The sequence below is a fragment of the Mycobacterium sp. OAE908 genome, from assembly GCF_017872775.1.
GTDB lineage: Bacteria > Actinomycetota > Actinomycetes > Mycobacteriales > Mycobacteriaceae > Mycobacterium.
Genome location: NZ_JAGGJL010000001.1, coordinates 3,487,330 through 3,512,775, shown reverse-complemented (window position 1 = coordinate 3,512,775; position 25,446 = coordinate 3,487,330). Strand labels below are relative to the sequence as shown.

The window sequence follows — 25,446 nt, the reverse complement described above, 5'->3', positions numbered from 1 at the left end:
GCGATGGCACAACAAGGTGAGCGTCTGCGACGGTGGCGCACCCTGGCTCTTCTCGCGGCGTTCTTCGTCGGTCTCGGCCTGTTGTTGACGCAGTGTCCTGCGAACAGGGACGGTATGCCTGGCCAACTGGCGCAATCCATGGATGAGACCGTGAACTCTGCGCGCAGTGGCGCCCTTGCCATCGACCTCTGGCTGCAGCGACGGTCCACGAATCAACTTGCCAGCGTGCAGATCTCGGATGCCCGTGATGAAGTGGTGAAAGCGTACAAGGGAGTTGCGCAGCTGAAGGCCGAAGACCCCGCAGACATCAGGCGTCAGCAGATGCTGACGCAGTCGATGACCAAGATCATCGGCCAGCTCAATGCTGCATCGGCCACGCTGCGCACGATAACCAGGGAGCCAACCTTGGACTCGGTGCGTGCCAGCCTGCTGGCGTCGGCCGATGCACTGGAGTCGGGATACCGCTGATGAAGCAGATATTCGCGGTAGCCCTTGGCATCCTCACCGCAATCGGCGGCTTTCTCGACATCGGCGACCTGGTGATGAACTCTGTCGTCGGTTCCCGGTTCGGGTTGGCGCTAGCTTGGGTCGTGGTAGTCGGAATCGTCGGCATCTGTTTGTTCGCCGAGATGGCCGGCCGCGTCGCCGTCGTCAGTGGCCGGGCAACCTTTGAAATCATCCGGGAACGGTTGGGGCCCAAGATGGCCGGCGCGAACCTGGGTGCGTCGTTCTTCATCAACATGATGACATTGACGGCCGAGATCGGTGGCGTCGCGCTCGCGTTGCAATTGGCCACCGATGTGGGCCGATTCATGTGGATTCCGGTCGCTGCATTCGCGGTCTGGGTGGTGATCTGGCGCGTTGGCTTCCAGGTCATGGAAAACGTGACCGGTCTGCTCGGCCTGTGCCTCATCGTGTTCGCCGTCGCCGTCTTTCTGCTGCACCCGAATTGGGGCGATCTCGCCCACCAAGCTGCCGCGCCCGTGATTCCGGAAAAGGAATCGGCGGCCATGTATTGGTATTTCGCGATTGGACTGTTCGGCGCCGCGATGACGCCCTACGAGGTCTTCTTCTTCTCGTCCGGCGCGGTCGAAGAGCGTTGGACCGACAAGGATCTGGGCACCGCCAGGCTCAACGTGATGGTCGGCTTCCCATTGGGTGGCATTCTTTCGATCGCCATCGCGGCCTGTGCGGCAGTCGTGCTGCTGCCCGCCCAGATCGAAGTGACTTCGCTTTCGCAGATCGTCATGCCTGTCGTGGCAGCGGGCGGCAAGCTCGCCTTGGCCTTCGCGATCGTCGGCATCGTCGCCGCCACCTTCGGTGCAGCCCTGGAGACCACGCTTTCGGCCGGTTACATCATCGCCCAATTTCTGGGCTGGCCATGGGGCAAATTCCGCCGTCCGGCGCAAGCCGCGCGCTTCCACGTGTTGATGTTCGTCGCCATCGTGCTCGGCGTCGCGGTGCTGTTCACCGGCGTCGACCCGATCATGGTCACGGAGTATTCGGTGGTGTTCTCCGCCATCGCCTTGCCCCTGACCTATCTACCGATCCTCATCGTGGCCAACGATTCTCAGTACATGGGCGAAAAAACGAACGGGCGCCTGATCAATGCGCTCGGCTCGGTGTACCTGGTGATCATCCTGGCCGCCTCGCTGGCTGCCATCCCTCTGATGATCGTGACGGGAGCAGGACAATGACCACACTCGACGCGCGACTGCACCTACTGGACCGCCAATTGCTCGACGATGACGACGCTCCCGTCGGCATCGTCGATGACCTCGAGCTCAGCGATTTCGATGTGGACAAAGACATCCCGTCGGGCACGCCTGCCCCGCGGGTGACCGGCATCCTGTCTGGCCGAGTGGTCGCTACTCGCATCTTCGGCGGATCACCGCCGCGGTCGCGGCTCCAGGAAATTCCATGGAACCTCGTCGACTCCGTCGGCACGGTGATAAAGCTCAAGCCGACCGAGATGACATTCGACGTCGGGTGGGTCGAGCGGTGGTTGCGTGACCGCATCATCAAACACATCCCCGGGGGCAGGCATGCAACTGAGTAGCTTGTTGGGCCTGCGCGTCATCGACGCGGCACAACACCCCGTCGGCACCGTCGTCGATGTTCGGCTCACCATGACCGGCGACCGCGAGCACGGCCCGGCAGCGCCCCGGGTGCTGGGGCTGGTGATCAGCCCCCACACGAGGTCCGCGTTCCTGGGATACGAACGCTCCGATGCAGACGCACCTGTGATGCTTGCCTCACTGCTGCGCTGGCGGCATCGCGGCACCTTCCTCGCCGCCTGGGAGGACGTGGCGCGGGTCGGGTCTGACCTGGTCAAGCTGCGCGCCGGGTACACCCGCCAATCTGCGGTTCTCCGCCAAGGTGATTGATCGTCACGTTTAGCCCCCCGGCCGGACCGGGAACCCCGCAATCACGTGGGGAGATTCCCCTCGTGCCGCCCGCAAGGGCTGACGCTCAAGAAGTGGGCAACGACCGATCCAGCCAAATACGCGGAAAGGTAAGCATGACCGACAAGAAGAACACCGGTCCTGAAGAAGGCATCAAGGGCGTCGTCGAGGACGTCAAGGGCAAGGCCAAGGAAGCGGTCGGCACTGTGACGGGCCGCGACGACATGGTCCGCGAGGGCAAGGCTCAGCAGGACAAGGCCGACGCTCAGCAGGACGTCGCGAAGAAGGAAGCGCAGGCCGACTCGGCTCGCGCAGGCGCCAAGGCTGCCGAGAAACGCCAGGAAGCCGAGCAGCGTCCGTAAGCACTCAATGGAAAAGGCCCAGCCGATCGGCTGGGCCCTTTTCTTATGCCGTCAACTACTGGGGCGCTGTCGATGCGCATCGGGATGCTCTGCGTACCAACGCTCTTCGATACGACGCACGCGCATGTGCTCGATCAGCAGCCAGCCCGCGCCGATGATGAAACCCGCGCCGGCAAGCGACGACAGTGTCAATCCGACGTCATGGTGCCCGGTGGCGAACGCCGCAAGGCACGACACGAAAAGCACCAGGGCAACGCCGATCACGATGAGCCCAGGCATGATCTTGTTGTCCTTCATCGACTCGCCGGCATGTGGCCGTGTTGTCCTCGCGTGGTCGACGGGATCCTTTGGGCCCTTCATCGGTACTCCTCTCTCGGATACCTACACCCGCCAAACAGGGGCTGATTTCAACGGTAGGCCTACCCGACACCGTTATGGGGAAAACGCCAGGTAAAGCCGACTTCTCGTCGGTAATGGCGGCTCTCAGGCGCCGAAAACGGCAGGGCCCGCCAGGGTCGGCATGCTCATCGTCAGCACCACCAGCATCAAGGTGACCAGGAACCACCCTGCGCCCTGCCATGCCCACCAGTTCTTGTGGCTGCGCCAGGTCTGATAGGTGCGGACAAAGGACCGCAGTCCGCCGACCAGCAGGATGACCGGCGCACCGACGGCGAGCAGGGTGCGCTGAGGTACGCCGCACGCCGCGGTGTCCGCTGTCGCGCCGTTGCATGTGCTGACCCATAGGGCTGCGGTGACGAGATACGCCACCGCGAGCAACGCGACCACGAGAGCAAACCGCAGGGCCGCTCGCACGTTTGCGTCGTCGTGTTGCACGTCGTTGGGGCTATGAGAGACAGCCACTATCCGCACTCCAAATTCGCTGCTAGACCACCCGCAATCAGATGTCGGACAGAATTCCCTGTCCATACAGCGAATAAACCTCAGGATTCGACGCGGTAATGCGCCGTCAGCAGCAACCTGTCGTAGACCGCGCGGGCCGGCAGCACCTCGTCATAGGGGAGGTCGAGGAAGTCTTTCGCGATTTGCTCCGCCAGCGCGCGCAGTTTGGTGTTGGTTTCCTGCGAACGCCATTTCAGCAGCTCGAACGCGGAGTCGGCGCTGATCCGGTAGATCAGCATCAGCATGCCCTTGGCCTGTTCGATGCCGCTTCGGGCCTCGGCGATCTCGGCCACCGCCTCCGAGACGCTCTCATCGTGGGCCTCTTGGACGGTCGGCGTGACGTCGACGTAGAAGCCGTGGGTGCCGATGACCACACCGGCGTCGTCGAAGATCTGGTCACCGACGACCACGACATGGTGGACATCGCCTCTGGTGTCGATGATCCGATGCCGGGTCGAGAAAGCCCCCGCGGTGCGCCGGATCTCGTCCAACGTGTCGGCGACCTGTCCGTAGTCGTCTGGATGCTTGTGCGACAGCACAAGGTCGGTGGTCGGATGCACAGTCCCTGGCTGATAGCCGTGCATGTGCTCGACCTGAGGTGACCACTCCCAGCGCTCGTCGGCGAAATAAAACCGGAACCAACCGATGCGCTGGGGCTCGCCGCCCGCCAGTGCGTGCTCGACGGGCGTTTGCCCCTCGAGGTCGGTCAGCTCATCGGTCATGATGCGAGATTAACCCCGCTAACGACGGCGCTGCATCCAAGCTCGTCGAGTAGTTCGCTATCCGGACAGACGCTGCTGTCGGCCCTGGCTCGTAGCATTCGGCCCGTGAGGTTGAAGGTGTATCTCTTTGCCGGGGTCGTATCAAGTGTCGCCGCATACCTTCTCGGCCTCGCCCCGGCATGGAGTCTAGTGGTCGGCACACTCGCGCCTGCGGCGCTCGCGGCGCTGCCTCACTTCCTACGTGGCGCTCTGGCCGGCCTTCGCACTCACGACGACACCGCGGCCGAAATGTCGGGAATAGAATTCGAGGACTACGTCGCGCGGGTGGTCCGGTCGTGTGGCGTCCCGGTGATCATGACGTCGGTGACAGGCGACTGGGGCGTCGACATCATTGTCGGTCGACGGCCCAATCGTCTTGCGATTCAATGCAAGCGGCAGGCCCGGCCGGTCGGAACGAGTGCCATTCAGGAAGTGGTGGCTGGCGCGCCCATGCAGGATTGCGCAAAGACGATGGTGGTGACCAACCACGAATTCACGCCTGCGGCACGCAAACTCGCGGAGTTGCACGGCTGCGAGCTCGTCGGCCGAACCGAACTGACCCGGTTGCGGTCGACGATTCGCCGGCTCACCGCATCTGGTTGAGCACCTCGCGCACCGCTTCCACGGCGACGTCGATCTCCTCGCGCGAAACCGTCAGCGCCGGACGGAACCGCACGCTGTCGGCGCCGCTGGCCAGCATGATGACCCGGCGGTCCCAGAGCCGACGGATCAGCTCGTCGCGCTCAGCGTCGCTCGGCAGGCTGAACGCGCACATCAGCCCGCGGCCACGCACGTCGAGCACCAAGCCCGGGAATTCCGTTGCCAGATTCTCGAGTCGGTCCAGCAGATAGCGGCCCGCCTTGGCAGCCCGCAACATCAAATCCTCGGCCTCGATGGTCTCCAGGATGCGACGCGACCGCACCATGTCGACCAGGTTGCCGCCCCACGTGGAGTTGATCCGCGAGCTGACGGCGAACACGTTCTCGGGCACCTCGTCGACCCGGCGGCCGGCCATGATGCCGCAGACCTGAGTCTTCTTGCCGAAGGCGACGACGTCGGGCGCGACGCCCAATTGCTGGTAGGCCCAAGGGGTTCCGGTCAGTCCGCAACCGGTCTGCACCTCGTCGAAGATCAGCAGTGCGTCGAACTCGTCGCACAGCTCGCGCATTGCCGCGAAGAACTGCGGACGGAAGTGCCTGTCGCCGCCCTCCCCCTGGATCGGCTCGGCGATGAAGCAGGCGATGTCGTGTGGATGTGCCTCGAATGCCTCGCGGGCCTGACGCAGTGTCTCGGCCTCGACGGCGTCCATGGCCGCCTCATCCATGCCAGGCCGGATGACTGGCGCGTCGATGCGGGGCCAGTCGAACTTGGGGAACCGCGCGACCTTGTTGGGGTCGGTGTTGGTCAGTGACAGCGTGTAGCCGCTGCGGCCGTGGAACGCGCCGCGCAGATGCAACACCCTGGTGCCGAGTTCGGGATCCCGGCCGTGCGCCTCGTTGTGACGACTCTTCCAGTCGAACGCCACCTTCAGTGCGTTCTCGACGGCGAGCGCTCCGCCGTCGACGAAGAACAGGTGCGGCAACGCCGGGTCGCCGAGCACGCGGGCGAACGTGTCGACGAAGCGGGCCATCGGCACGCTGTAGACATCGGAGTTGCTCGGCTTGTTCACCGCCGCCTGTGCGAGCTCAGCGCGAAACGCCTCGTCGTCGGCCAACGCGGGGTGGTTCATCCCAAGCGCGGAGGACGCGAAGAAGGTGAACATGTCGAGGTAGCGCTCGCCGGTACGCGCGTCCACCAGATACGAGCCCGAGGACTGGTCGATGTCGAGGACGAAGTCCAGCCCATCGGCCAGGATGCTGCGGGCGAGCACGTCGCGGACGTCATCGGGGCGCAGGGCGGCAGGTGTCAGCACAGCGGTCATGAGACCATCTTAACAAACTTTTTACGGCATGCTACCCGGTCAGCAGGAACTATTACGGCATGATTTCGCGTCCGGAGTAAAAAGTCTGTAAGATGATGGTGCTTCGGGTGCGCACGTTCGCCGTCGTCCGGATCTGTTGCAACAAGTCTTCAAGCGCGCGCGGAGACTCGACACGTACGAGCAGGACGTAGCTCTCATCACCGGCCACCGAGTGACACGACACGATGGCCGGTATGTGTTCGAGCCGGGCAGGCGCATCATCGGGTTGAGAGGGATCGAGAGGAGTGATGGCCACGAACGCCGACAGCATCTTGCCGACGGCCTCAGGGTCGATCCGGGCGGTGTATCCGGTCACCACCCCGCGTGATTCGAGCCGGCGCACCCGGGACTGGACTGCCGACACCGACAGCCCGGCTGTTGCCGCGAGATGGGCCAGCGTCGCCCGCCCGTCGGCGACCAGTTCGCGCACCAAGATGCGATCGATCTCGTCGAGGTGTTCAGCGGCCTCCACCATGGCCGCACTGTATCCGAGGCGGTGCACATCGTGAGCCGCCGCATCGAAACTTGGCAGCTGCGCGCGAAATTCGCCGCAGCGCTGTCGCGCCTCTACGGCGCCGAGGTGCCTGCCTACACCACGCTCGTCGACGTCAGTGCCGAGGTGAACCGGGAACTGGGCGCATCTGATCGAGTGACGGCCGAACGCCACGGCGCGATCCGCGTCGGCGGCGTGCGTGAACTGGCCGACGCCGCCGACCTGTTCGCCGCGTTCGGCATGTATCCGGTCGGCTTCTACGATCTGCGCGATGCCGCCTCGCCGGTTCCGGTGGTGTCCACCGCGTTTCGGCCGATCGACACCGGCGAGTTGGCCCGCAATCCGTTCCGCGTGTTCACCTCGATGCTGGCGACTGCCGACGCGCGGTTCTTCTCCCCTGACTTGCGAGAGCGCGTCGAGCGGTTCATCGGCGCGCGGCAGTTGTTCGACCCCGCGCTGATCGCCGAGGCGCGACGCATCGCGGAGGACGGCGGGGCCGACTTCGCACGGGCCGAGCGGTTCGTGGCAGCGGCGGTATCCGCATTCGCGCTGTCTCGTGAGCCGATCGACCGCGGCTGGTACGACGAATTGGCGCGCGTCTCGGCGGTGGCCGCCGACATCGCCGGTGTTCGTACCACCCACATCAACCACCTGACGCCGCGCGTGCTCGACATCGATGAGCTGTACCGGCGGATGACCGCCCGCGGCATCACCATGATCGATGCGATCCAGGGCCCGCCCGCCGGGGATGGTCCCGATGTGTTGTTGCGCCAGACGTCATTTCGGGCGCTGGCCGAGCCGCGCCGCTTCAGAGAAGCCGACGGCACCGTGGTCGACGGCACACTGCGGGTGCGGTTCGGTGAGGTCGAGGCGCGTGGCGTCGCGCTGACCCCGAAGGGCCGGGAACGCTACGACGCGGCGATGGCCGCACCGAATCCTGCCGCCGAGTGGGCTGACTTCTTCCCAGTTACCCACGAGGAAATGGCGGCCGAGGGGCTCGCCTACTACCACGGTGGCGATCCGGCGAAACCCGTTGTGTACGAGGACTTCCTGCCTGCCTCCGCGGCCGGCATCTTCCGGTCGAATCTCGATACCGACACCAACGCCGTCGAGGCGGCAGATGATTCGGAGTACAGCCTGCACTGGCTTGCCGGCCGGCTCGGACACCACATCCACGACCCCTACGAGCTCTACGAGAAAGTCGCATCATCATGACCACTGCTCAGAAATCGAAGCTTCCGACCGCCGAGGACCTGCGTGCGCAGGCCCGCGATGCGCTCAGCGCCGTCGGCTCGCACGTATCGCTCGGCGACCCGGGCGGCGACGGATTGCAGGCCAGCACGCCCATCACCGGCGAGGTGTTGTTCACCGTCGCCGAGTCAACACCTGAACAGGCTGAGGCCGCGATAGCACAAGCCGCGCAAGCGTTTACGACATGGCGCACCACCCCGGCTCCCGTGCGGGGCGCGCTGGTGGCCCGGCTTGGCGAGCTGCTCGTCGAGCACAAGGCTGATCTCGCCACGCTCGTCACGCTCGAGGCGGGCAAGATCACGTCCGAGGCCCTCGGCGAGGTGCAGGAGATGATCGACATCTGCGAGTTCGCGGTCGGCCTGTCGCGACAGCTGTACGGCAAGACGATCGCGTCGGAGCGGCCGGGGCACCGGTTGATGGAGACGTGGCATCCGCTGGGTGTCGTCGGTGTGATCACGGCGTTCAACTTCCCGGTCGCCGTGTGGGCGTGGAATACCGCGATCGCGTTGGTGTGCGGTGACACCGTGGTGTGGAAGCCCTCGGAGTTGACGCCGCTGACCGCACTGGCATGCCAGGCGCTGATCGAGCGCGCCGCGGCCGACGTCGGGGCGCCGCCGGAGGTCAGCAGGCTGGTGCAGGGTGGCCGCGAGGTCGGCGAACGGCTGGTCGACGATCCTCGCGTGGCGCTGCTGAGCGCGACCGGATCGGTGCGGATGGGCCAGCAGGTCGGCCCGCGGGTGGCGCAGCGGTTCGGCAAGGTGCTGCTGGAACTGGGCGGCAACAACGCCGCGATCGTTACCCCGTCGGCCGATCTGGACCTTGCTGTGCGGGGCATCGTGTTCTCGGCGGCGGGCACCGCAGGTCAGCGGTGTACCACGCTGCGCAGGCTGATCGTGCATTCCTCGATCGCCGACGAGTTGGTCGGCCGGATCGCGAACGCCTACCGGCAGCTGCCAGTCGGTGATCCGGCGGCCGACGGCACGCTGGTGGGTCCGCTGATTCACGAGACCGCCTACCGCGACATGGTGCGCGCGCTCGAACAGGCTCGCGCGGACGGTGGCGAGGTGGTCGGCGGCGAGCGCCACGACGTGGGTGACGAGAACGCGTACTACGTGGCACCCGCGGTGGTGCGGATGCCGTCGCAGACCGCCGTGGTGCATTCGGAGACGTTCGCGCCGATTCTCTACGTACTGACCTATGACAATCTCGATGAGGCCATCGCACTGAATAATGCTGTGCCGCAAGGTCTTTCATCGGCGATCTTCACCCTCGACGTGCGGGAGGCGGAGCGTTTCATGGCGGCCGACGGGTCGGACTGCGGTATCGCGAACGTCAACATCGGCACGTCGGGTGCGGAGATCGGCGGCGCGTTCGGCGGAGAGAAGCAGACCGGCGGCGGCCGCGAGTCAGGTTCGGATGCGTGGAAGGCGTACATGCGTCGGGCCACCAACACCGTCAATTACTCGTCGGAGCTGCCGCTGGCCCAAGGCGTGCATTTCGGCTAACCCTGCGCGTGCCGCGGGCGTTTTGATGTCGGGCGGTCGGGTCACTCTACGACCATGCGAAACCACAATTCGCGCGTAATTGCCATGGTCGGCGTGGTGGTGGCGGCGGTCGCAGCGGCCCTTCTGGTGATGCCCGCCGCACGTCAACTCGGCCCGGCGAGTGGAATGTTGACGGCGGCCGCGATCATCGGGATACCGGTCCTTCTGGTGCTGGCGGCCACGGGTGCCCCGCACTATGGCGCGATCACCAGCTGCGTGATCGCCGTCGTGATAGCGGCCATCACCTGCGTGGTCTCCTGGGTCATCGCCGCCGTCGCGTTCGCGACGGCACTGTCGGGTTCGGCGACGGGGCTGCTGCCGGCCGTTGTGCTTTTCGGCGGTCCAGCACTGTGCGTGCTGATCCTGGGACTGGTTGCGCTGCGCGTCGTGCACCCCAGCATCAGCAGGGACGATGCTCGGGTTGCCTGACGGCGTGCGCGCCTGCCTGTTCGACCTCGACGGAGTGCTGACCGACACGGCGAGTGTGCACAAGAAGGCGTGGAAGGCCATGTTCGATTCCTACCTGCGGGAGCGGGCGAATCGAACCGGAGATCCGTTCGTCGAATTCGATATCGACTCCGACTACTTGACCTACGTCGACGGCAAGAAACGCGAAGACGGAGTGCGAACGTTCCTGTCGTCGCGCGGCATCACATTGCCCGAGGGCGATCCCGACGACGACTCGTCGCAAGAAACAGTGAACGGGTTGGGCAATCGGAAGAACGACCTGTTTCACCAGACCATTCGTGAGGACGGCGTCAAGGTATTCGAAGGTTCACGACGCTATCTGGAGGCGGTCGCCGACGCGGGCTTCGCGGTGGCCGTGGTGTCCTCCAGCGCCAACACCCGTGAGGTGCTCGAAGTCACCGGACTGGACAAGTTCGTTCAGCAGCGGGTGGACGGCGTGACGATGCGCGAGGAACACATCGAAGGCAAGCCGGCCCCCGACTCGTTCCTGCGGGCAGGCGAGTTGCTTGGCGTAGCGCCTGCCGAGGCCGCGGTCTTCGAAGACGCGCTGGCCGGCGTCGAGGCGGGCAAGCGCGGAGACTTCGGCTGCGTCGTCGGCGTAGATCGTGTCGGCCAAGCAGAAGCGTTGCGCCGCAACGGCGCCAGCGTCGTCGTTGCCGACCTGGCCGAATTGCTGCCGAACCGATGATCACCGAACAGACGTTCCCCGTAGAGCCGTGGTGCATCCGCGAGACGACACTCGATCTCAATCTGCTTGCGCAAAGCGAGTCGGTTTTCGCGTTGTCCAACGGCCACATCGGGCTGCGGGGCAACCTCGACGAGGGCGAGCCGTACGGGTTGCCAGGAACCTATCTCAACTCGTTCTACGAGACGCGGCCGCTGCCGTACGCGGAAGCTGGATACAGCTATCCGGAGGACGGTCAGTCTGTAGTCGACGTGACCAACGGCAAGATTCTGCGGCTGCTCGTCGACGATGAACCGTTCGATGTGCGCTACGGCGAACTCGAGGAACATGAACGCGTGCTTGACCTGCGCGCGGGCACTCTGACGCGGCAGGTGTGTTGGACGTCGCCTGCGGGCAAGCGGATACGGCTTCGCACCACCCGGCTGGTGTCGCTGGCGCAACGGAGTGTGGCTGCCATCGAATACGTGGTCGAGGCTGTCGACGAATTCTCGCGCATGACCGTGCAATCGGAGCTCGTCGCCAACGAGGACCAGCCGAAGCCCTCGGCCGATCCGCGGGTCGCCGCGATGCTGCTCAATCCGCTGGAGGCCGTGCAGCACGACGCCGGCAAGCAGGGAGCGCTGCTCGTGCACCGCACCAGGAGCAGCCGGTTGATGATGGCTGCCGCGATGCAACACCAGATCGACGTGCCGGGCCGCGTTGAAGCGGAAACCGAGGCCGGTGAGGACTGGGCGAGAACGACCGTCATCTGCGGCCTTCGACCCGGTCAGAAGTTGCGCATCGTGAAGTTCCTCGCCTACGGATGGTCGAGCCTGCGGTCGCGACCCGCGCTGCGCGATCAGGTGCTCGGCGCTGTCGCAGGAGCCGAGTACTGCGGCTGGGACGGCCTGCTGAAGTCACAGCGGGACTATCTCGACGAGTTCTGGGACTGCGCGGACGTCGAAGTCGAAGGCGACGCCGATTGCCAGCAGGCCGTGCGCTTCGGCCTGTTTCACGTGCTGCAGGCCAGCGCGCGGGCCGAGCGCCGCGCGATTCCCGGCAAGGGCCTCACGGGCACCGGCTATGACGGCCACACCTTCTGGGACACAGAAGGTTTCGTCCTTCCCGTGCTCACCTACACCGCGCCACACGCCGCCGCCGATGCATTGCGCTGGCGCGCCTCGACCCTCGATCTCGCGCGTGAACGGGCCGCAGAACTGGATCTCGCAGGCGCGGCATTTCCTTGGCGGACCATCCGCGGGCAGGAGTGCTCGGCATACTGGCCCGCAGGCACCGCGGCCTGGCACATCAACGCCGACATCGCGATGGCATTCGAACGGTATCGCGTTGTCACAGGCGATGATTCGCTGGAGGTCGAGTGCGGCCTGACGGTGCTCGTCGAAACCGCGCGGCTGTGGATGTCGCTGGGCCATCACGACCGGCACGGGATCTGGCACCTCGACGGCGTCACCGGTCCTGACGAATACACGGCGATCGTTCGCGACAACGTGTTCACCAATCTGATGGCGGCACACAACCTTCGAAGCGCCGCCGAGGCCTGCAACCGTCACCCCGAAGCCGCAGCCACCCTGGGTGTCGGGTCCGAGGAGACCGCCGCGTGGCGCGACGCGGCGGCCGCGGTGAACATCCCCTACGACAAGGAACTCGGCGTCCATCAACAGTGCGAGGGGTTCACCACCCTGCGCGAATGGAACTTCACGGAGAACACGTCCTATCCGCTGCTGCTGAACGAGCCCTATGTGCGGCTGTACCCGTCGCAAGTGGTCAAACAGGCCGATCTCACGCTCGCGATGCACTGGCGCAGCCAGGAGTTCACCGCCGAGCAGAAGGCCCACAACGTCGACTATTACGAGCGGCGCATCACCAGGGACTCGTCACTGTCAGCCTGCACGCAGGCCGTGATGTGCGCCGAGGTGGGCCATCTGGAACTGGCCCACGACTACCTCTACGAAGCAGCACTGATCGACCTGCGGGACCTGCATCACAACACCCGCGACGGGCTGCACATGGCGTCGTTGGCCGGAGCGTGGACGGCGTTGGTCGCCGGCTTTGGCGGTCTGCGCGACGACGGCGGCGACCTCGCGTTGGATCCGCAGCTGCCCGACGGCATATCGCGATTGCGATTTCGGTTGCGCTGGAAGAACTTCCGGTTGACCGTTGACGTCGACCACGACGAGGTGACCTACGCGCTGCGGGACGGACCCGGCCATCAGCTGACCATCCGCCACGCAGGCGAGAAGCTTGACCTGAACACCGACTCGCCGACGACCGTGGGTATACAACGTCGTAAGCCGCTGTTGCCCACGCCGACACAGGCCCCCGGCCGCGAACCGATTCGTCGACCGACCCTCGGCACGGTGCTCGACTAAAACGTGTTGCATTCGTCCTCGCCGCAGCGGACCATTTGTGGTTGCTACTCGGGGAGGGAAATCTACAGTGATCCAACAGCTCGAAGGGGGAAAGGTCCTCAACTTCGCCAGCCACATCGACGCGCGCACGATTGAGCAGGCCAATCAGACTGCCGCGCTTCCGTTCGTCTATCCGCATGTGGCATTGATGCCCGACGCGCACCTCGGAAAGGGCGCAGCCGTCGGGACGGTGATCCCGACGCTCGGGGCGGTCATTCCAGCGGCGGTGGGTGTCGACATCGGCTGCGGCATGATCGCGGCCCAAACACGGTTCACCGCAACCGATATCGAAGGCAAGGATCTTGCGCGCCTTCGCGGTTCGCTCGAGTCGGCCATCCCGCTGAGCGCAGGCAACTACAACCAGTCGCTGCGCCGGTATGCGTTCACTCATGCCCGCATCGACGAACTCGAACAACTGGCTGCCGACACCGGAACCGACCTGTCGCACTCCCCGAAGTGGAAGCTTCAGTTGGGAACCCTCGGCGGCGGAAACCATTTCATCGAGCTGTGCCTCGACGACGAGGACACGGTGTGGATGTTCCTGCATTCCGGATCGCGCGGCGTTGGCAACAGGATCGCCACGCGACACATCAACGTCGCCAAGCAGCTGTGCGCCAACCGCGGCGTCTCGCTGCCCAACGCCGACCTCGCATACCTCGAGGAAGGCACCGCTGAGTTCGAAACATACATCGCCGAACTCCGTTGGGCCCAACAGTTTGCACTCGCCAACCGCGCTGAGATGATGGACCGGTTCCGCCAGGCGTTGGCGCATTGGCTGAACGTCGAACCCGACGACGTCGAAACGGCGAGAATCAACACGCACCACAACTATTCGACGCCAGAACGCCACGGCGACAAGGATGTCTGGGTCACGCGCAAGGGCGCAGTCAACGCGCACGAGGGCGTGATGGGCATTATCCCCGGATCGATGGGCACACGCTCGTACATCGTGCGCGGCAAGGGCAACGCCGCCGCGCTGTGCAGCGCCCCACACGGCGCGGGCCGGCGGTTCTCCAGAACCGAGGCCAAGCGGCGGTTCACTGCTGCCGATCTGGCCGAACGGATGGCTGGCATCGAGTACCGCCACGGCGAGCAGTGGGTGGACGAGATTCCGGACGCATACAAGTCCATCGACGTGGTGATGGCGGACTCGAAGGAGTTGGTCGAGGTGGTCACGAGCCTGCGGCAGGTGCTCAACGTCAAGGGCACGTGATTCCGACGCTGTTGTACATGTGTTAACTAGAATGGCGGGATGGCTGAGTCCAGACGTCGGCTGTCTCCCGACGACCGTCGTAACGAGTTGCTGGCGCTGGGCGCCGAGGTGTTCGGCCAGCGGCCGTACGACGAGGTCCGTATCGACGAGGTCGCCGAGCGCGCCGGGGTGTCGCGGGCGCTGATGTATCACTACTTCCCGGACAAGCGGGCCTTCTTCGCCGCGGTAGTGCGCGCCGAGAGTGACCGGCTCTTCGAGGCCACCAGCACCCCGCCGGATCCCGGGCAGAGCCTGTTTGACCAGGTCCGCGAGGGCGTGCTGGCGTACGTGCGCTACGACGAAGAGCATCCTCATGGCGCCTGGGCCGCGTACGTCGGCATCGGCAGCTCAGATCCTGTGTTGCGCGGCATCGAGGACGTCGACAACGACCGGCAGGCCAACCGGATCATCACCCGCATCCTGGGCGCGGTCGGGGACGCGATGGACTCCAAGGTCGAACGCGACCTGCGGGTCACCATCTACGGCTGGCTGGCGTTCACGTTCGAGTTCTGCCGGCGGCGGATCATGGACCCGTCGATCGACGCCGACTACGTCGGGAATGCCTGCGCACACGCACTGCTCGACGCGATCGGCCGGGTGCCGGGCATCCCGTCGGCGCTGAGCGAAGCCGTCGCCCCCGAGCATCGCTGATATTTGTCGGTGCCCGTTGGCACCATGACTAGATGACCTCCGATCCGCTCGAACGCTTCAGCGCGCTGACCCGTGAGTGGTTCCGGGGTACCTTCGCCGAGCCGACGCCTGCCCAGGCGCAGGCCTGGTCAGCCATCGCCGACGGCGACAACACGCTGGTGATCGCACCTACCGGCTCCGGCAAGACGCTGGCGGCGTTCCTGTGGGCCATCGACCGGCTCGCAGCGTCTGCGCCAAGGCCCGCGAGGGCCGGCACGCGCGTGCTGTACGTATCGCCGCTGAAAGCGCTGGCCGTCGACGTCGAACGCAACCTGCGCACCCCGCTGACGGGTGTCGCCCGCATCGCCGAACGCCGCGGCGTGCCCGCACCCGACATCAGCGTCGGCGTCCGCTCCGGCGATACTCCCGCCGCCCAGCGCCGCACGCTGATCAGCAATCCGCCGGACATCCTGATCACCACGCCTGAGTCGTTGTTCCTGATGTTGACGTCCGCGGCCCGCGAGACGCTGGCCGAGGTGCAGACGGTCATCGTCGACGAGGTGCACGCCGTGGCAGGCACCAAACGGGGCGCGCACCTGGCCCTGTCGCTGGAGCGGCTCGACCAGATCCTGGCCACCCCCGCGCAGCGCATCGGGCTTTCGGCCACCGTCCGCCCACCCGAGGAGGTTGCGCGGTTCCTCTCCGGGCAGGCCAGAACGACCATCGTCGCGCCGCCCGCAGCCAAGACCTTCGACCTGTCGGTGCAGGTTCCGGTCCCCGACATGGCCAACCTCGAGAACAACTCGATCTGGCCGGATGTCGAGGCGCGCATCGTCGATCTGATCGAGGCGCATCGCAGCTCGATCGTGTTCACCAACTCGCGCCGACTGGCCGAGCGACTCACCTCGCGGCTCAACGAGATTCACGCCGAACGCTCGGGCGTCGAGTTGTCCGGCGCGCGCAACCCGCAGGTCGGCGGAGGATCGCCTGCGCAACTGATGGCCAGCGGCCAGTCACACGGAGCACCCACGCTGCTGGCCCGCGCGCATCACGGGTCGGTCAGCAAGGAGCAGCGCGCCCTTGTCGAGGACGACCTCAAGAGCGGGCGCCTGCGCGCGGTCGTCGCCACCTCCAGCCTCGAGTTGGGCATCGATATGGGCGCGGTCGATCTGGTGATCCAGGTCGAGGCGCCGCCGTCGGTGGCCAGCGGCCTGCAACGCATCGGCCGCGCCGGACACCAGGTCGGCGAGATCTCGCAGGGCGTGCTGTTCCCCAAGCACCGCACCGACCTGATCGGGTGCGCCGTCACGGTGAAGCGGATGCTGGCAGGTGAAATCGAGACCATGCACGTGCCGACGAACCCGCTCGACGTCTTGGCCCAACACACGGTGGCTGCTTGCGCCCTTGAGCCCATCGACGCCGACCGCTGGTTCGACGCGGTGCGGCGCAGTGCGCCGTTTGCGACCTTGCCGCGCAGCGCTTTCGAGGCGACGCTGGACCTGCTGTCCGGCAAGTACCCGTCCACCGAGTTCGCCGAACTGCGGCCACGGCTGGTCTATGACCGGGATGCGGGCACACTGACCGCGCGACCGGGTGCGCAGCGGCTTGCGGTGACGTCCGGCGGCGCGATTCCCGATCGCGGCCTGTTCACCGTGTACCTCGCCACCGACTCCGAAAAGCCTTCGCGGGTAGGCGAATTGGACGAGGAGATGGTGTACGAATCCCGCCCTGGCGATGTGATCTCGCTTGGCGCGACGAGTTGGCGGATCACCGAGATCACCCACGACCGGGTGCTGGTCATCCCGGCGCCCGGACAACCCGCGCGGCTGCCGTTCTGGAAGGGCGACGGTGTCGGCAGGCCCGCCGAACTCGGCGCAGCCGTCGGCGCGTTCACCGGTGAGCTGGCACGGCTGAAGCGTGATGAGTTCGTCGAGCGGTGCCGGGCAATGGGTTTCGACGAATTCGCCTCCGACAACCTGTGGCAGCTGCTCGATGACCAACGTCAGGCGACGGGCACGGTGCCCAGCGACAGCACGCTTTTGGTGGAGCGGTTCCGCGACGAGCTCGGCGACTGGCGGGTGATCCTGCACTCCCCCTACGGGCTTCGAGTGCATGGTCCGCTGGCGCTGGCGGTATCACGGCGGCTGCGCGAGCGTTACGGCATCGACGAGAAGCCGACCGCATCCGATGACGGCATCATCGTGCGGCTGCCCGACACCGAGGACGCGGCGCCCGGTGCCGACCTGTTCGTGTTCGACGCCGACGAGATCGAACCGATCGTCACCGCAGAGGTCGGCGGCTCGGCGCTGTTCGCGTCCCGGTTCCGCGAATGCGCTGCCCGCGCATTGCTCTTGCCGCGCCGGCATCCCGGCAAGCGCTCGCCGCTGTGGCATCAGCGCCAGCGCGCCGCCCAGCTGCTCGATGTCGCCCGCAAGTATCCGGACTTCCCGATCGTGCTGGAGGCGGTCCGCGAATGCCTGCAGGATGTCTATGACGTACCCGCGCTCACCGAGCTGATGCACCGGGTGGCGCAGCGGCGGCTGCGGGTGGTCGAGGTGGAGACCGCGACGCCGTCGCCGTTCGCGGCCTCGCTGTTGTTCGGCTACGTCGGGGCATTCATGTACGAAGGCGACAGCCCGCTGGCCGAACGCCGCGCCGCGGCGCTGTCACTGGACAGTGTGCTGCTGGCGGAGCTGTTGGGCCGGGTCGAATTACGCGAGCTGCTCGATCCACAGGTCATCGCGACCACCACCCAACAGCTGCAGCATCTGAGCTCCGACCGGTTGGCTCGCGACGCGGAAGGGATTGCGGATCTGCTGCGCGTGCTCGGTCCGCTGACCGAAGGAGAGATCGCCCAGCGCTGCACCACAACCGAGGTGGGCGGCTGGTTGGACGGCCTGCTGGCCGCCAAGCGGGCGGTCAGGGTGTCGTTCGCCGACCAAACCTGGTGGGCCGCAGTCGAAGACATCGGGCTGCTGCGCGACGGCGTCGGAGTGGCCGTGCCGGTCGGGGTGCCAACCGCGTTCACCGAATCGGTCGACGATCCGCTCGGCGAACTGCTCGGTCGGTATGCCCGCACCCACGGACCGTTCACCACCAACGACGCCGCGGCCCGCTTCGGGCTCGGGCTGCGGGTGACCGCCGACGTGCTGGGGCGGATGGCGATCGACGGCAAGCTGATCCGCGGCGAGTTCACCACCGACGCCGACGGCGATCAATGGTGTGACGCAGACGTTTTGAAGATCTTGCGACGACGGTCGCTGGCTGCGCTTCGCGCCCAGGTCGAGCCGGTCAGCACAGCGGCGTACGGACGCTTTCTGCCGTCGTGGCAGCACGTCGGCTCCCACAATTCGGGCATCGACGGTCTCGCCGCCGTGATCGAACAACTGGCAGGAGTGCCCATTCCGGCCTCTGCGGTCGAATCGCTGGTGTTCGGACAGCGGGTGCGCGACTACCAGCCCGCGATGCTCGACGAGTTGCTGGCCTCCGGTGAGGTCACGTGGTCGGGGGTAGGCCAGATCGGCGGCGGCGACGGCTGGATCGCGTTCCATCACGCCGAATCGGCCCCGTTGACGTTGGCCGCGCCGAAGGAGATCGAGTTCACCGACACCCACCGAGCCATCATGGCCACGCTTGGTGGCGGCGGCGCTTACTTCTTCCGGCAACTCGCTGACAGCGATACCGAACAGTTCAAACAAGCGCTGTGGGAACTGATTTGGGCGGGCTGGGTCACTGGCGACACCTTCGCTCCCGTACGCGCGATGCTCGTGGGCACGCGACGGGCCACCGGTCGGCGCGGGACGCCCGCACATCGGCAACGCCAGCGGCCGCCGCGGTTGAGCCGTTACAGCGTCGCGCATGCGCAGGCCCGCAGTTCCGACCCGACGGTGGCAGGCCGGTGGTCTGCGTTGCCGACGGCGGAGCCGGAGTCGACTGTGCGCGCGCATTTCCAGGCCGAGTTGTTGCTCGGCCGCTACGGCGTGCTGACCAAGGGGGCGGTCGGGGCCGAGGAGGTGCCGGGCGGCTTCGCGATGCTGTACAAGGTGCTGACCGCATTCGAGGATGCGGGCCGATGCCAGCGCGGTTATTTCGTCGAATCGCTGGGTGGGGCGCAATTCGCGGTCGCGTCGACCGTCGACCGGCTGCGGTCCTACCTCGACGGTGTCGACCCGGAGCGCCGCGAATACCACGCGGTCGTGCTGGCCGCCGCCGATCCCGCCAACCCGTACGGCGCCGCACTGCCGTGGCCGTCGCGCAAGCCCACCGACGAGGACGCAACGCATCGGCCTGGCCGCAAGGCGGGTGCGCTGGTCGCCATCGTCGACGGCGAACTGGCCTGGTTCCTCGAGCGGGGCGGACGCTCGCTGCTGAGCTTCACCGACCACGCCGAGGCGCATGCTTCGGCTGCACAGGCGCTCGCCGATCTGGTCACCGGTGGGCACATCGGTGCGCTGCTGGTCGAGAAGGTCAATGGCGTGCCCGTACTGGAACCGATCGCCGAAGGCGAGCGTGGGGCGGTGCAGGACGCGTTGATCGGCGCCGGGTTCGCACGTACCCCCAGGGGACTTCGGCTCCGCTGACATCGACGCCTACAGTTCGGGACATGGCCCTCCGTACGGCGCTGACGACAATGTTCGGAATCGACCACCCCATCGTGCTTGCCCCGATGGGCAGTGTCGCCGGTGGTGCGCTCGCCGCGGCAGTGTCAGAGGGCGGCGGCCTCGGACTGCTCGGCGCCGGTCGCGGCGGCCTGAACTGGCTCGAACGCGAGAGTGCGATAGCAGCGGCGGCCACCTCGAAGCCGTGGGGCGTCGGTTTCCTGACGTGGGCGATCGGCCAGGAGGCCGTCGAGGCGGCGATACAACTATCGCCTGCGGCGATCATGCTGTCGTTCGGCGATCCGAGCCCGTTCGCCGAGACCATCCTGGCCGCAGGCATTCCGCTCATGGTGCAGGTCACCAACATGGACGAGGCACGACGTGCGTTGGACGTCGGCGCGAATGTCGTTGTGGCACAGGGCAGTGAGGCAGGCGGTCACGGCGGCGGCCGGGCGACACTGCCGTTCGTGCCTGCGGTGGTGGACATCGCGGGTACCACACCGGTGCTCGCTGCGGGCGGGATCGCCGACGGTCGCGGCCTGGCGGCCGCGCTGATGCTCGGCGCGGCGGGCGCCATGATCGGAACCCGGTTCGAGGCAACCAACGAGGCGCTGCTCGACGACGAGGAAGTGCAGGCGATCATGGCGGCGGGGGCAGCGGAGACGGTCCGCGGCCGGGTGCTCGACATCGCCGCGGACGCCGGCTGGCCCGCGCGCTATCCGGCCAGGACGCTGCGCAACCGCTTCACCGACGCATGGGACGGCAAGGAGTCCGAACTCGAATCCGATCGCACCGCGTTGGCCGAATACCGCGCCGCGGCCGACCGCGGCGACCGCGACTACCTGCCGATCTGGGCCGGTGAAGCCGTCGACCTGGTGAACGAGCGCGACTCCGCGAGTGCCCTGGTCGTCCGCATCGCCCAGCAGGCCGAGGACGTGATCACGGCTACGGGGAACAGTGTCCTGGGGCCGCGGGTTGGCGATTGACATGAGCCCTGACTTGATCAAGACACCCTTCGGTTTCTCCTCCACGGCCGCCGAGGTCATCGCCGGCGTGGATCTGAGCGGTAAGCGAGCCGTCGTCACCGGCGCATCGTCGGGAATCGGCGTCGAAACCGCGCGGGCACTGGCCGCAGCCGGAGCGGCGGTCACGTTGGCGGTCCGAAACACGGAAACCGGCGAGCGGGTGGCCGCCGACATCCGCCAGAGCACGGGCAACGACGCGGTTGACGTCGCGGCGCTTGAACTGTCGGACCTCGCCAGCGTGAACGCATTCACCGCCGTGTGGAGCGGGCCACTGGACATCCTGGTCAACAACGCCGGTGTGATGGCGATTCAAGAGCTGACGATCTCCGCCAGCGGTCACGAAATGCAGTTCGCCACAAATCATCTCGGGCATTTCGCGCTGGCCCTCGGGCTACACGATGCGCTGGCCGCGGCCGGCTCCGCACGCATCGTCTCGGTCAGCTCCGGTGGGCACCTGCGTTCCCCGGTGGTGTTCGACGACATCGACTACGCGTTTCGCGACTACGACCCGTTCGGCGCCTACGGTCAGTCGAAGACGGCCAATGTGCTGTTCGCCGTGGAGGCCACTCGCCGGTGGGCATCCGAGGGAATCGTCGCGAACGCGCTGATGCCGGGCGGAATCGCCACGCCGCTGCAGCGACACCTGCCGGCCCACTACGCCGCCGACGCGCTCAAGGCGTTCCGGGCGGGCGGCAGCGACTTCAAGACGGTCGAGCAAGGCGCGGCGACGTCGGTGTTGCTGGCCGCTTCCCCGTTGGTGGAAGGCGTCGGCGGTCGCTACTTCGAGAACTGCAACGAGGCGGCGCTGGTTTACCGGCGCGGCGGGCCAGGCACCGGCGGTGTCGCGCCGTATGCGCTCGATGCTGCCAATGCCGAACGGCTGTGGGAACTCTCGCTGGCATGGGTGCAATGAAACATGCCTGAGGGCGACACGGTCTGGCACACCGCCACCATCTTGCGCGAAGCATTGGTCGGCAAATCGCTGACCCGGTGTGACGTCCGAGTGCCCAAGTACGCGACCGTCGACTTGACCGGCGGAGTGGTCGACGAGGTGATCAGCCGGGGCAAGCACCTTTTCATCCGTATCGGGTCGGCCAGCATCCATTCGCATCTGAAAATGGAGGGCAGCTGGAAGGTCAATCCGGTCGGCAAGCCGAGCCGGGCCGGTTATCGAATCCGGATCATCTTGGAAACAGCCGATATTCAAGCGGCCGGTATCGATCTCGGGGTGCTCGAGGTGCTCGAGCGCGAACACGATATGGACGCCGTCGCCCATCTGGGCCCCGACCTGCTTGGCGACGACTGGGATCCACGGCTCGCGGCGGCGAACCTGGCGGCCAATCCCGACCGCCCGTTGTCGGAGGCACTTCTCGACCAACGCGTGATGGCCGGTGTCGGCAATGTCTACTGCAACGAGTTGTGCTTCGTCACCGGGCACCTGCCCACCGCGCCGGTCAGCAACGTCAAGGACCCGCTGCGAATGGTGCAGCGGGCCCGAGACATGCTGTGGCTGAACCGCTCTCGATGGAATCGCACCACCACCGGCAACACCCGCCACGGCCAAGAGTTATGGGTCTACGGTCGCCGCGGGTTGCCCTGCCGGCGCTGCGGCACCCCGATCGAATCAGACAACACTGGCGACCGAATCTGCTACTGGTGCCCGGTTTGTCAGACCTGACATCGCCGAGAGTGGGATACATGACGGATTTCGGTCGAATTCCGTCAACTTCCCGACTCTCGGTGCCATATCTAGCCTCGTGACGGCAGCGCGAGTTTGACGATCTTGCGGACCACCGTGGCGAACTGCCTCGGCAGCGGGCCGGTGTTGTAGGGCACGCCGTAGCGCCTGCAGATCTCGCGCACCTCTTGCGAGATCTCCGCGTGCCGGTGGGCCGGGATGTCGGGGAACAGATGGTGTTCGATCTGGAACGACAGATTGCCGCTGAGGATGTGAAAGAGCTTGCCGCCGGTCAGGTTTGCCGATCCGAGGACCTGACGGAAGTACCACATGCCGCGGGTCTCGGCCTTGGTCTCCTCGATGGAGAACTCCTGGACGTCCTCGGGGAAGTGGCCGCAGAAGATGATCATGTACGACCAGACGTTGCGGATCAGGTTGGCGGTCAGGTTGCCGGCCAACACCCACGGCGCGAACGGGCCGGCCAGCAGCGGGAAAGCCACATAGTCCTTCAGCGTCTGGCGCTTGGTCTTGCGCCAGATGCCCTCGAGGATCTCCCGCTTGTCAGCGATGGAAATCTCACCGGCGCGGATCCGCTCGGTCTCCAACTCGTGCAATGCGACGCCGTACTGGAACAACACCATCAACAGGAACGCATAGACAGGGTTGCCGAGGAAGTACGGCCGCCACTTCTGGTCCTCGCTCATCCGCAGGATGCCGTAACCGATGTCGCGGTCCATCCCGACGATGTTGGTGTAGGTGTGGTGCATGTAGTTGTGCGAGTGGCGCCACTGGTCGGCCGGGCATGCGGTGTCCCATTCGAACTTCTTGCTCGACAACGCCGGGTCACCCGTCCAGTCGTACTGGCCGTGCATCACGTTGTGGCCGATCTCCATGTTGTCGAGGATCTTCGAGATGCCCAGCATCGCGGTGCCTGCGAGCCAGAACGGCGGGAAGATTCCGCCGAACAACAGCGCGCGGCCGCCGACCTCGAATGTGCGCTGCGCCTTGATGATGCGCCGGATGTAGGTGGTGTCGCGCTCGCCGAGGTCGGCGATCACCCGGTCTTTGAGGGCATCAAGCTCACGGCCGAACTCGTCGGCCTGCTCCGGCGTCATCGTGATGGTCTTGCCGCCGACGGTCTTGCTGATCGTCTTCGGGGCGGCAGTGATAGTGGTAGTCATTTCGAGCACCTTTCTCTTTAGAGGGCGATGTCGACGTCGCCGACAGGGACGGACACGCAGATCTGCACGTCCTCCTGCTCGGCACTCGACACCGCTCCGGTGATCAGGTTCTTCACCGCGCCGCGGGTCTTGCGGCGGGTGCAGCTGTGGCAGATGCCCATCCGGCATCCGCTTTCGGGGGTGAGGCCCGCGGATTCGGCCTGCTCGAGCAGCGGCCTGCCGTCGTCGGTGACCGCGACGCCGCTTTCGGCGAAGGTAACGCTGCCGCCGGAGGCCTCTGCTGCGAGGTCGAATACCGGCGGCACAAAGCTCTCCGAGCGCACGTTAATGCAATGTTCGCGAACGGCGTCGACCAAAGCCGGTGGGCCGCAGACGAACACAGCCTCGGGCTGCGGCATCGCGACAGCCAGGTGGTGGGCACCGAATCGGCCGTCGAGATCGGAGCCTGCGGTCACCCGCGTGTAGCCGTGCAGGACTCGAACCCCACGCATCGTGTCGAGTTCAGCGCGGTAGCACGCTTCGTCGGCGGACCGCGCGTAGTGAACGAACGCGATCTCACCGGTGTAGCCCTGCGTGCGCAGTGTGCGCAGCATCGACATCACTGGGGTGATGCCGCTGCCGCCGGACACGAACAGGATCCGTTGCGGCCGCTGCACCGGCAGCGTGAACTCGCCGCCGACGGAGTCGAGGCCGACGACCATGCCCGGCTGCGCATGCTCGTACAGATAGGTGGAGACCAGCCCGCCGTCGTGGCGGCCAATGGTCAGCTCGATGTGCCGGGAGCCCTCGGCGCTGGCCGGTGAGTAGGGCCGGGTGCGGCGACGACCGTCGATCTCGACGGTCAGGTTGATGTGTTGGCCGGCGCGAAAGCCGGTGAATGCCCGGTTGGGCTCGAGGGTCAGGGTGACGCTGCGGGGAGTCTGGCGACGGACCGCCACGATCTTGGCCCGGGCATCTCCCGTGGTCCAAGTCGGGGCAACCAGCTCGGTGTAGCGATCCACGCCGTGCGGCCCGGTCAGCAGGTCGACCAGCGGTGACGCCAGCACCCTGTCCCTGAGCCTCGGTGCCAAAGTTTGAGTGAACATGTGTACACCGTGCGCCATGGCAGCGGACCGCGTCAACCGATTCGAGCAGGTTGTGGTAGGTTTCACACAGTGAACAGTCGTACGCCCAGTTCACGAACGAGTAGATCGGTTCGTTCGAGTAAATCGCGCTCCCGCGACACCCTTTCTCGTGAGGAACGCAAGGAAGCCACCCGCCGCGCCATCGTCGCGGCGGCGCTCCGGCTGCTCGAGGACCGCAGCTTCGCCGCGCTGAGTCTGCGTGAGGTGACCCGTGAGGCCGGCATCGTGCCCGCGGCGTTCTATCGGCATTTCGAGTCGATGGAGGCGCTGGGGCTGGTACTGATTGACGAGTCGTTTCGCAGGCTTCGCGACATGCTGCGCTCCGCGCGGGCAGGCAAGCTTGACCCCAACCGCGTCATCGAATCCACTGTCGACATCCTCATCGACAGCTTCAACGAGGACCGAGAACACTGGCGCTTCATCGGACGTGAGCGCTCCAGCGGCGTGACGGTACTGCGTTATGCGATCCGCACCGAAATCCGGTTGATCACGTCGGAGTTGGCGATCGACCTGGCCCGGTTCCCCGGGCTGAACACCTGGACTAGCGAGGACCTCAACATCCTGGCGAGCCTGTTCGTGAACGCGATGATCGTGATCGCCGAAGCCACCGAGGACGCCAACGACGCGGCGGCAATCGATGAGATCAAGCGCACGGCAGTCAAGCAGCTACGGATGATCGCCGTAGGCGTCAGCGGGTGGCGCAGCGACGGATAGCGTGAGG

At 66.0% G+C, this 25,446-nt stretch carries 25 protein-coding genes; 18 read left to right on the top strand and 7 right to left on the bottom strand.

What is annotated here, in order from left to right; all coding sequences use genetic code 11:
• Positions 1 to 3: 3 nt before the first annotated feature.
• The 5 genes from J3E61_RS17295 (at position 4) to J3E61_RS17275 (ending at position 2,767) form a co-directional block, all read left to right on the top strand.
• Positions 4 to 468: a hypothetical protein gene (locus tag J3E61_RS17295; protein ID WP_210084380.1), complete on the top strand. Its 465-nt coding sequence runs from the start codon at positions 4 to 6 to the stop codon at positions 466 to 468.
• Positions 468 to 1,697, top strand: coding sequence for an Nramp family divalent metal transporter (locus tag J3E61_RS17290; RefSeq protein ID WP_210084379.1), 1,230 nt, complete (start codon positions 468 to 470; stop codon positions 1,695 to 1,697). The genes J3E61_RS17295 and J3E61_RS17290 overlap by 1 nt, the downstream gene beginning before the upstream one ends.
• Positions 1,694 to 2,059 (top strand): hypothetical protein, encoded by a 366-nt coding sequence (locus J3E61_RS17285; protein ID WP_192721778.1) that lies wholly within the window; start codon positions 1,694 to 1,696, stop codon positions 2,057 to 2,059. The genes J3E61_RS17290 and J3E61_RS17285 overlap by 4 nt, the downstream gene beginning before the upstream one ends.
• Entirely contained in the window at positions 2,046 to 2,387 is a 342-nt protein-coding gene (locus J3E61_RS17280) for a hypothetical protein (protein ID WP_210084378.1), read from the top strand. Before J3E61_RS17285 ends, J3E61_RS17280 begins: the two co-directional genes overlap by 14 nt.
• Before the next feature lie 134 nt (positions 2,388 to 2,521).
• Positions 2,522 to 2,767 carry a CsbD family protein gene (locus J3E61_RS17275; RefSeq protein ID WP_015305316.1) on the top strand — a complete coding sequence of 82 codons (246 nt, stop codon included), beginning with the start codon at positions 2,522 to 2,524 and terminating at the stop codon, positions 2,765 to 2,767.
• Positions 2,768 to 2,818: 51 nt separating this feature from the next.
• On the opposite strand, the gene J3E61_RS17270 is transcribed toward J3E61_RS17275, so the two are convergent.
• The 3 genes from J3E61_RS17270 to J3E61_RS17260 form a co-directional block, all read right to left on the bottom strand.
• The gene (locus J3E61_RS17270; RefSeq protein WP_192721780.1) at positions 2,819 to 3,127 is read right to left on the bottom strand and encodes a LapA family protein; all 309 of its coding nucleotides are present in this window, start codon (positions 3,125 to 3,127) and stop codon (positions 2,819 to 2,821) included.
• A gap of 123 nt (positions 3,128 to 3,250) precedes the next feature.
• Positions 3,251 to 3,628 (bottom strand): hypothetical protein, encoded by a 378-nt coding sequence (locus J3E61_RS17265; protein WP_210084377.1) that lies wholly within the window; start codon positions 3,626 to 3,628, stop codon positions 3,251 to 3,253.
• Between the two features lie 80 nt (positions 3,629 to 3,708).
• On the bottom strand, positions 3,709 to 4,389 hold the full coding sequence (locus J3E61_RS17260; protein ID WP_192721782.1) for an ANTAR domain-containing protein: 681 nt from the start codon (positions 4,387 to 4,389) through the stop codon (positions 3,709 to 3,711).
• Positions 4,390 to 4,464: 75 nt separating this feature from the next.
• On the opposite strand from J3E61_RS17260, the gene J3E61_RS17255 reads away from it, so the two are divergent.
• The gene (locus J3E61_RS17255; RefSeq protein ID WP_192722451.1) at positions 4,465 to 5,031 is read left to right on the top strand and encodes a restriction endonuclease; all 567 of its coding nucleotides are present in this window, start codon (positions 4,465 to 4,467) and stop codon (positions 5,029 to 5,031) included.
• On the opposite strand, the gene lat is transcribed toward J3E61_RS17255, so the two are convergent.
• Together lat and J3E61_RS17245 are read right to left on the bottom strand one after the other, a co-directional pair.
• Positions 5,015 to 6,349: an L-lysine 6-transaminase gene (gene lat / locus J3E61_RS17250; RefSeq protein ID WP_210084376.1), complete on the bottom strand. Its 1,335-nt coding sequence runs from the start codon at positions 6,347 to 6,349 to the stop codon at positions 5,015 to 5,017. The genes J3E61_RS17255 and lat overlap by 17 nt on opposite strands.
• A gap of 52 nt (positions 6,350 to 6,401) precedes the next feature.
• On the bottom strand, positions 6,402 to 6,863 hold the full coding sequence (locus J3E61_RS17245) for an Lrp/AsnC ligand binding domain-containing protein (RefSeq protein ID WP_192721784.1): 462 nt from the start codon (positions 6,861 to 6,863) through the stop codon (positions 6,402 to 6,404).
• A gap of 30 nt (positions 6,864 to 6,893) precedes the next feature.
• Between J3E61_RS17245 and J3E61_RS17240 the strand changes: the two genes are divergently transcribed.
• The 11 genes from J3E61_RS17240 to J3E61_RS17190 all read left to right on the top strand — a co-directional run bounded on the left by J3E61_RS17240 (position 6,894) and on the right by J3E61_RS17190 (position 22,420).
• Positions 6,894 to 8,096: a DUF1338 family protein gene (locus J3E61_RS17240; RefSeq protein WP_192721785.1), complete on the top strand. Its 1,203-nt coding sequence runs from the start codon at positions 6,894 to 6,896 to the stop codon at positions 8,094 to 8,096.
• Positions 8,093 to 9,637: an aldehyde dehydrogenase family protein gene (locus J3E61_RS17235; RefSeq protein ID WP_210084375.1), complete on the top strand. Its 1,545-nt coding sequence runs from the start codon at positions 8,093 to 8,095 to the stop codon at positions 9,635 to 9,637. Before J3E61_RS17240 ends, J3E61_RS17235 begins: the two co-directional genes overlap by 4 nt.
• A 54-nt stretch (positions 9,638 to 9,691) precedes the next feature.
• Positions 9,692 to 10,105 (top strand): hypothetical protein, encoded by a 414-nt coding sequence (locus J3E61_RS17230; RefSeq protein WP_210084374.1) that lies wholly within the window; start codon positions 9,692 to 9,694, stop codon positions 10,103 to 10,105.
• The gene (locus tag J3E61_RS17225) at positions 10,089 to 10,832 is read left to right on the top strand and encodes a beta-phosphoglucomutase family hydrolase (protein ID WP_210084373.1); all 744 of its coding nucleotides are present in this window, start codon (positions 10,089 to 10,091) and stop codon (positions 10,830 to 10,832) included. The genes J3E61_RS17230 and J3E61_RS17225 overlap by 17 nt, the downstream gene beginning before the upstream one ends.
• The gene (locus J3E61_RS17220; protein WP_210084372.1) at positions 10,829 to 13,198 is read left to right on the top strand and encodes a glycoside hydrolase family 65 protein; all 2,370 of its coding nucleotides are present in this window, start codon (positions 10,829 to 10,831) and stop codon (positions 13,196 to 13,198) included. The genes J3E61_RS17225 and J3E61_RS17220 overlap by 4 nt, the downstream gene beginning before the upstream one ends.
• A gap of 70 nt (positions 13,199 to 13,268) precedes the next feature.
• Positions 13,269 to 14,450 (top strand): RtcB family protein, encoded by a 1,182-nt coding sequence (locus J3E61_RS17215; protein ID WP_210085597.1) that lies wholly within the window; start codon positions 13,269 to 13,271, stop codon positions 14,448 to 14,450.
• A 39-nt stretch (positions 14,451 to 14,489) separates the two neighbouring features.
• Entirely contained in the window at positions 14,490 to 15,140 is a 651-nt protein-coding gene (locus tag J3E61_RS17210; protein ID WP_210084371.1) for a TetR/AcrR family transcriptional regulator, read from the top strand.
• A gap of 32 nt (positions 15,141 to 15,172) precedes the next feature.
• The gene (locus J3E61_RS17205) at positions 15,173 to 19,699 is read left to right on the top strand and encodes an ATP-dependent helicase (protein WP_210084370.1); all 4,527 of its coding nucleotides are present in this window, start codon (positions 15,173 to 15,175) and stop codon (positions 19,697 to 19,699) included.
• Between the two features lie 23 nt (positions 19,700 to 19,722).
• Positions 19,723 to 20,703: a nitronate monooxygenase gene (locus J3E61_RS17200; protein WP_210084369.1), complete on the top strand. Its 981-nt coding sequence runs from the start codon at positions 19,723 to 19,725 to the stop codon at positions 20,701 to 20,703.
• A 1-nt stretch (position 20,704) separates the two neighbouring features.
• The gene (locus tag J3E61_RS17195) at positions 20,705 to 21,655 is read left to right on the top strand and encodes an SDR family NAD(P)-dependent oxidoreductase (RefSeq protein ID WP_210084368.1); all 951 of its coding nucleotides are present in this window, start codon (positions 20,705 to 20,707) and stop codon (positions 21,653 to 21,655) included.
• A 3-nt stretch (positions 21,656 to 21,658) separates the two neighbouring features.
• Positions 21,659 to 22,420 carry an Fpg/Nei family DNA glycosylase gene (locus J3E61_RS17190; RefSeq protein WP_210084367.1) on the top strand — a complete coding sequence of 254 codons (762 nt, stop codon included), beginning with the start codon at positions 21,659 to 21,661 and terminating at the stop codon, positions 22,418 to 22,420.
• 71 nt (positions 22,421 to 22,491) lie between these two features.
• Here the strand turns inward: J3E61_RS17190 and J3E61_RS17185 are convergent, their stop codons facing one another.
• Positions 22,492 to 23,601 (bottom strand): fatty acid desaturase, encoded by a 1,110-nt coding sequence (locus tag J3E61_RS17185; RefSeq protein WP_192721795.1) that lies wholly within the window; start codon positions 23,599 to 23,601, stop codon positions 22,492 to 22,494.
• 17 nt (positions 23,602 to 23,618) lie between these two features.
• The gene (locus J3E61_RS17180; RefSeq protein ID WP_210084366.1) at positions 23,619 to 24,686 is read right to left on the bottom strand and encodes a ferredoxin reductase; all 1,068 of its coding nucleotides are present in this window, start codon (positions 24,684 to 24,686) and stop codon (positions 23,619 to 23,621) included.
• Positions 24,687 to 24,755: 69 nt separating this feature from the next.
• Here J3E61_RS17180 and J3E61_RS17175 point away from each other — a divergent pair, with 69 nt between their 5' ends.
• The gene (locus J3E61_RS17175) at positions 24,756 to 25,439 is read left to right on the top strand and encodes a TetR family transcriptional regulator (RefSeq protein WP_192721797.1); all 684 of its coding nucleotides are present in this window, start codon (positions 24,756 to 24,758) and stop codon (positions 25,437 to 25,439) included.
• The last annotated feature ends 7 nt before the right edge of the window (positions 25,440 to 25,446 follow it).

What these genes read in the sequence shown, in the direction of transcription:
- J3E61_RS17295 (WP_210084380.1), top strand. Translation starts at nt 4, where the DNA reads ATGGCACAACAAGGTGAGCGTCTGCGACGGTGGCGCACCCTGGCTCTT.
- J3E61_RS17290 (WP_210084379.1), top strand. Translation starts at nt 468, where the DNA reads ATGAAGCAGATATTCGCGGTAGCCCTTGGCATCCTCACCGCAATCGGC.
- J3E61_RS17285 (WP_192721778.1), top strand. Translation starts at nt 1,694, where the DNA reads ATGACCACACTCGACGCGCGACTGCACCTACTGGACCGCCAATTGCTC.
- J3E61_RS17280 (WP_210084378.1), top strand. Translation starts at nt 2,046, where the DNA reads ATGCAACTGAGTAGCTTGTTGGGCCTGCGCGTCATCGACGCGGCACAA.
- J3E61_RS17275 (WP_015305316.1), top strand. Translation starts at nt 2,522, where the DNA reads ATGACCGACAAGAAGAACACCGGTCCTGAAGAAGGCATCAAGGGCGTC.
- J3E61_RS17270 (WP_192721780.1), bottom strand. Translation starts at nt 3,127, where the DNA reads ATGAAGGGCCCAAAGGATCCCGTCGACCACGCGAGGACAACACGGCCA.
- J3E61_RS17260 (WP_192721782.1), bottom strand. Translation starts at nt 4,389, where the DNA reads ATGACCGATGAGCTGACCGACCTCGAGGGGCAAACGCCCGTCGAGCAC.
- lat (WP_210084376.1), bottom strand. Translation starts at nt 6,349, where the DNA reads ATGACCGCTGTGCTGACACCTGCCGCCCTGCGCCCCGATGACGTCCGC.
- J3E61_RS17245 (WP_192721784.1), bottom strand. Translation starts at nt 6,863, where the DNA reads ATGGTGGAGGCCGCTGAACACCTCGACGAGATCGATCGCATCTTGGTG.
- J3E61_RS17235 (WP_210084375.1), top strand. Translation starts at nt 8,093, where the DNA reads ATGACCACTGCTCAGAAATCGAAGCTTCCGACCGCCGAGGACCTGCGT.
- J3E61_RS17230 (WP_210084374.1), top strand. Translation starts at nt 9,692, where the DNA reads ATGCGAAACCACAATTCGCGCGTAATTGCCATGGTCGGCGTGGTGGTG.
- J3E61_RS17225 (WP_210084373.1), top strand. Translation starts at nt 10,089, where the DNA reads ATGCTCGGGTTGCCTGACGGCGTGCGCGCCTGCCTGTTCGACCTCGAC.
- J3E61_RS17220 (WP_210084372.1), top strand. Translation starts at nt 10,829, where the DNA reads ATGATCACCGAACAGACGTTCCCCGTAGAGCCGTGGTGCATCCGCGAG.
- J3E61_RS17210 (WP_210084371.1), top strand. Translation starts at nt 14,490, where the DNA reads ATGGCTGAGTCCAGACGTCGGCTGTCTCCCGACGACCGTCGTAACGAG.
- J3E61_RS17205 (WP_210084370.1), top strand. Translation starts at nt 15,173, where the DNA reads ATGACCTCCGATCCGCTCGAACGCTTCAGCGCGCTGACCCGTGAGTGG.
- J3E61_RS17200 (WP_210084369.1), top strand. Translation starts at nt 19,723, where the DNA reads ATGGCCCTCCGTACGGCGCTGACGACAATGTTCGGAATCGACCACCCC.
- J3E61_RS17195 (WP_210084368.1), top strand. Translation starts at nt 20,705, where the DNA reads ATGAGCCCTGACTTGATCAAGACACCCTTCGGTTTCTCCTCCACGGCC.
- J3E61_RS17190 (WP_210084367.1), top strand. Translation starts at nt 21,659, where the DNA reads ATGCCTGAGGGCGACACGGTCTGGCACACCGCCACCATCTTGCGCGAA.
- J3E61_RS17185 (WP_192721795.1), bottom strand. Translation starts at nt 23,601, where the DNA reads ATGACTACCACTATCACTGCCGCCCCGAAGACGATCAGCAAGACCGTC.
- J3E61_RS17180 (WP_210084366.1), bottom strand. Translation starts at nt 24,686, where the DNA reads ATGTTCACTCAAACTTTGGCACCGAGGCTCAGGGACAGGGTGCTGGCG.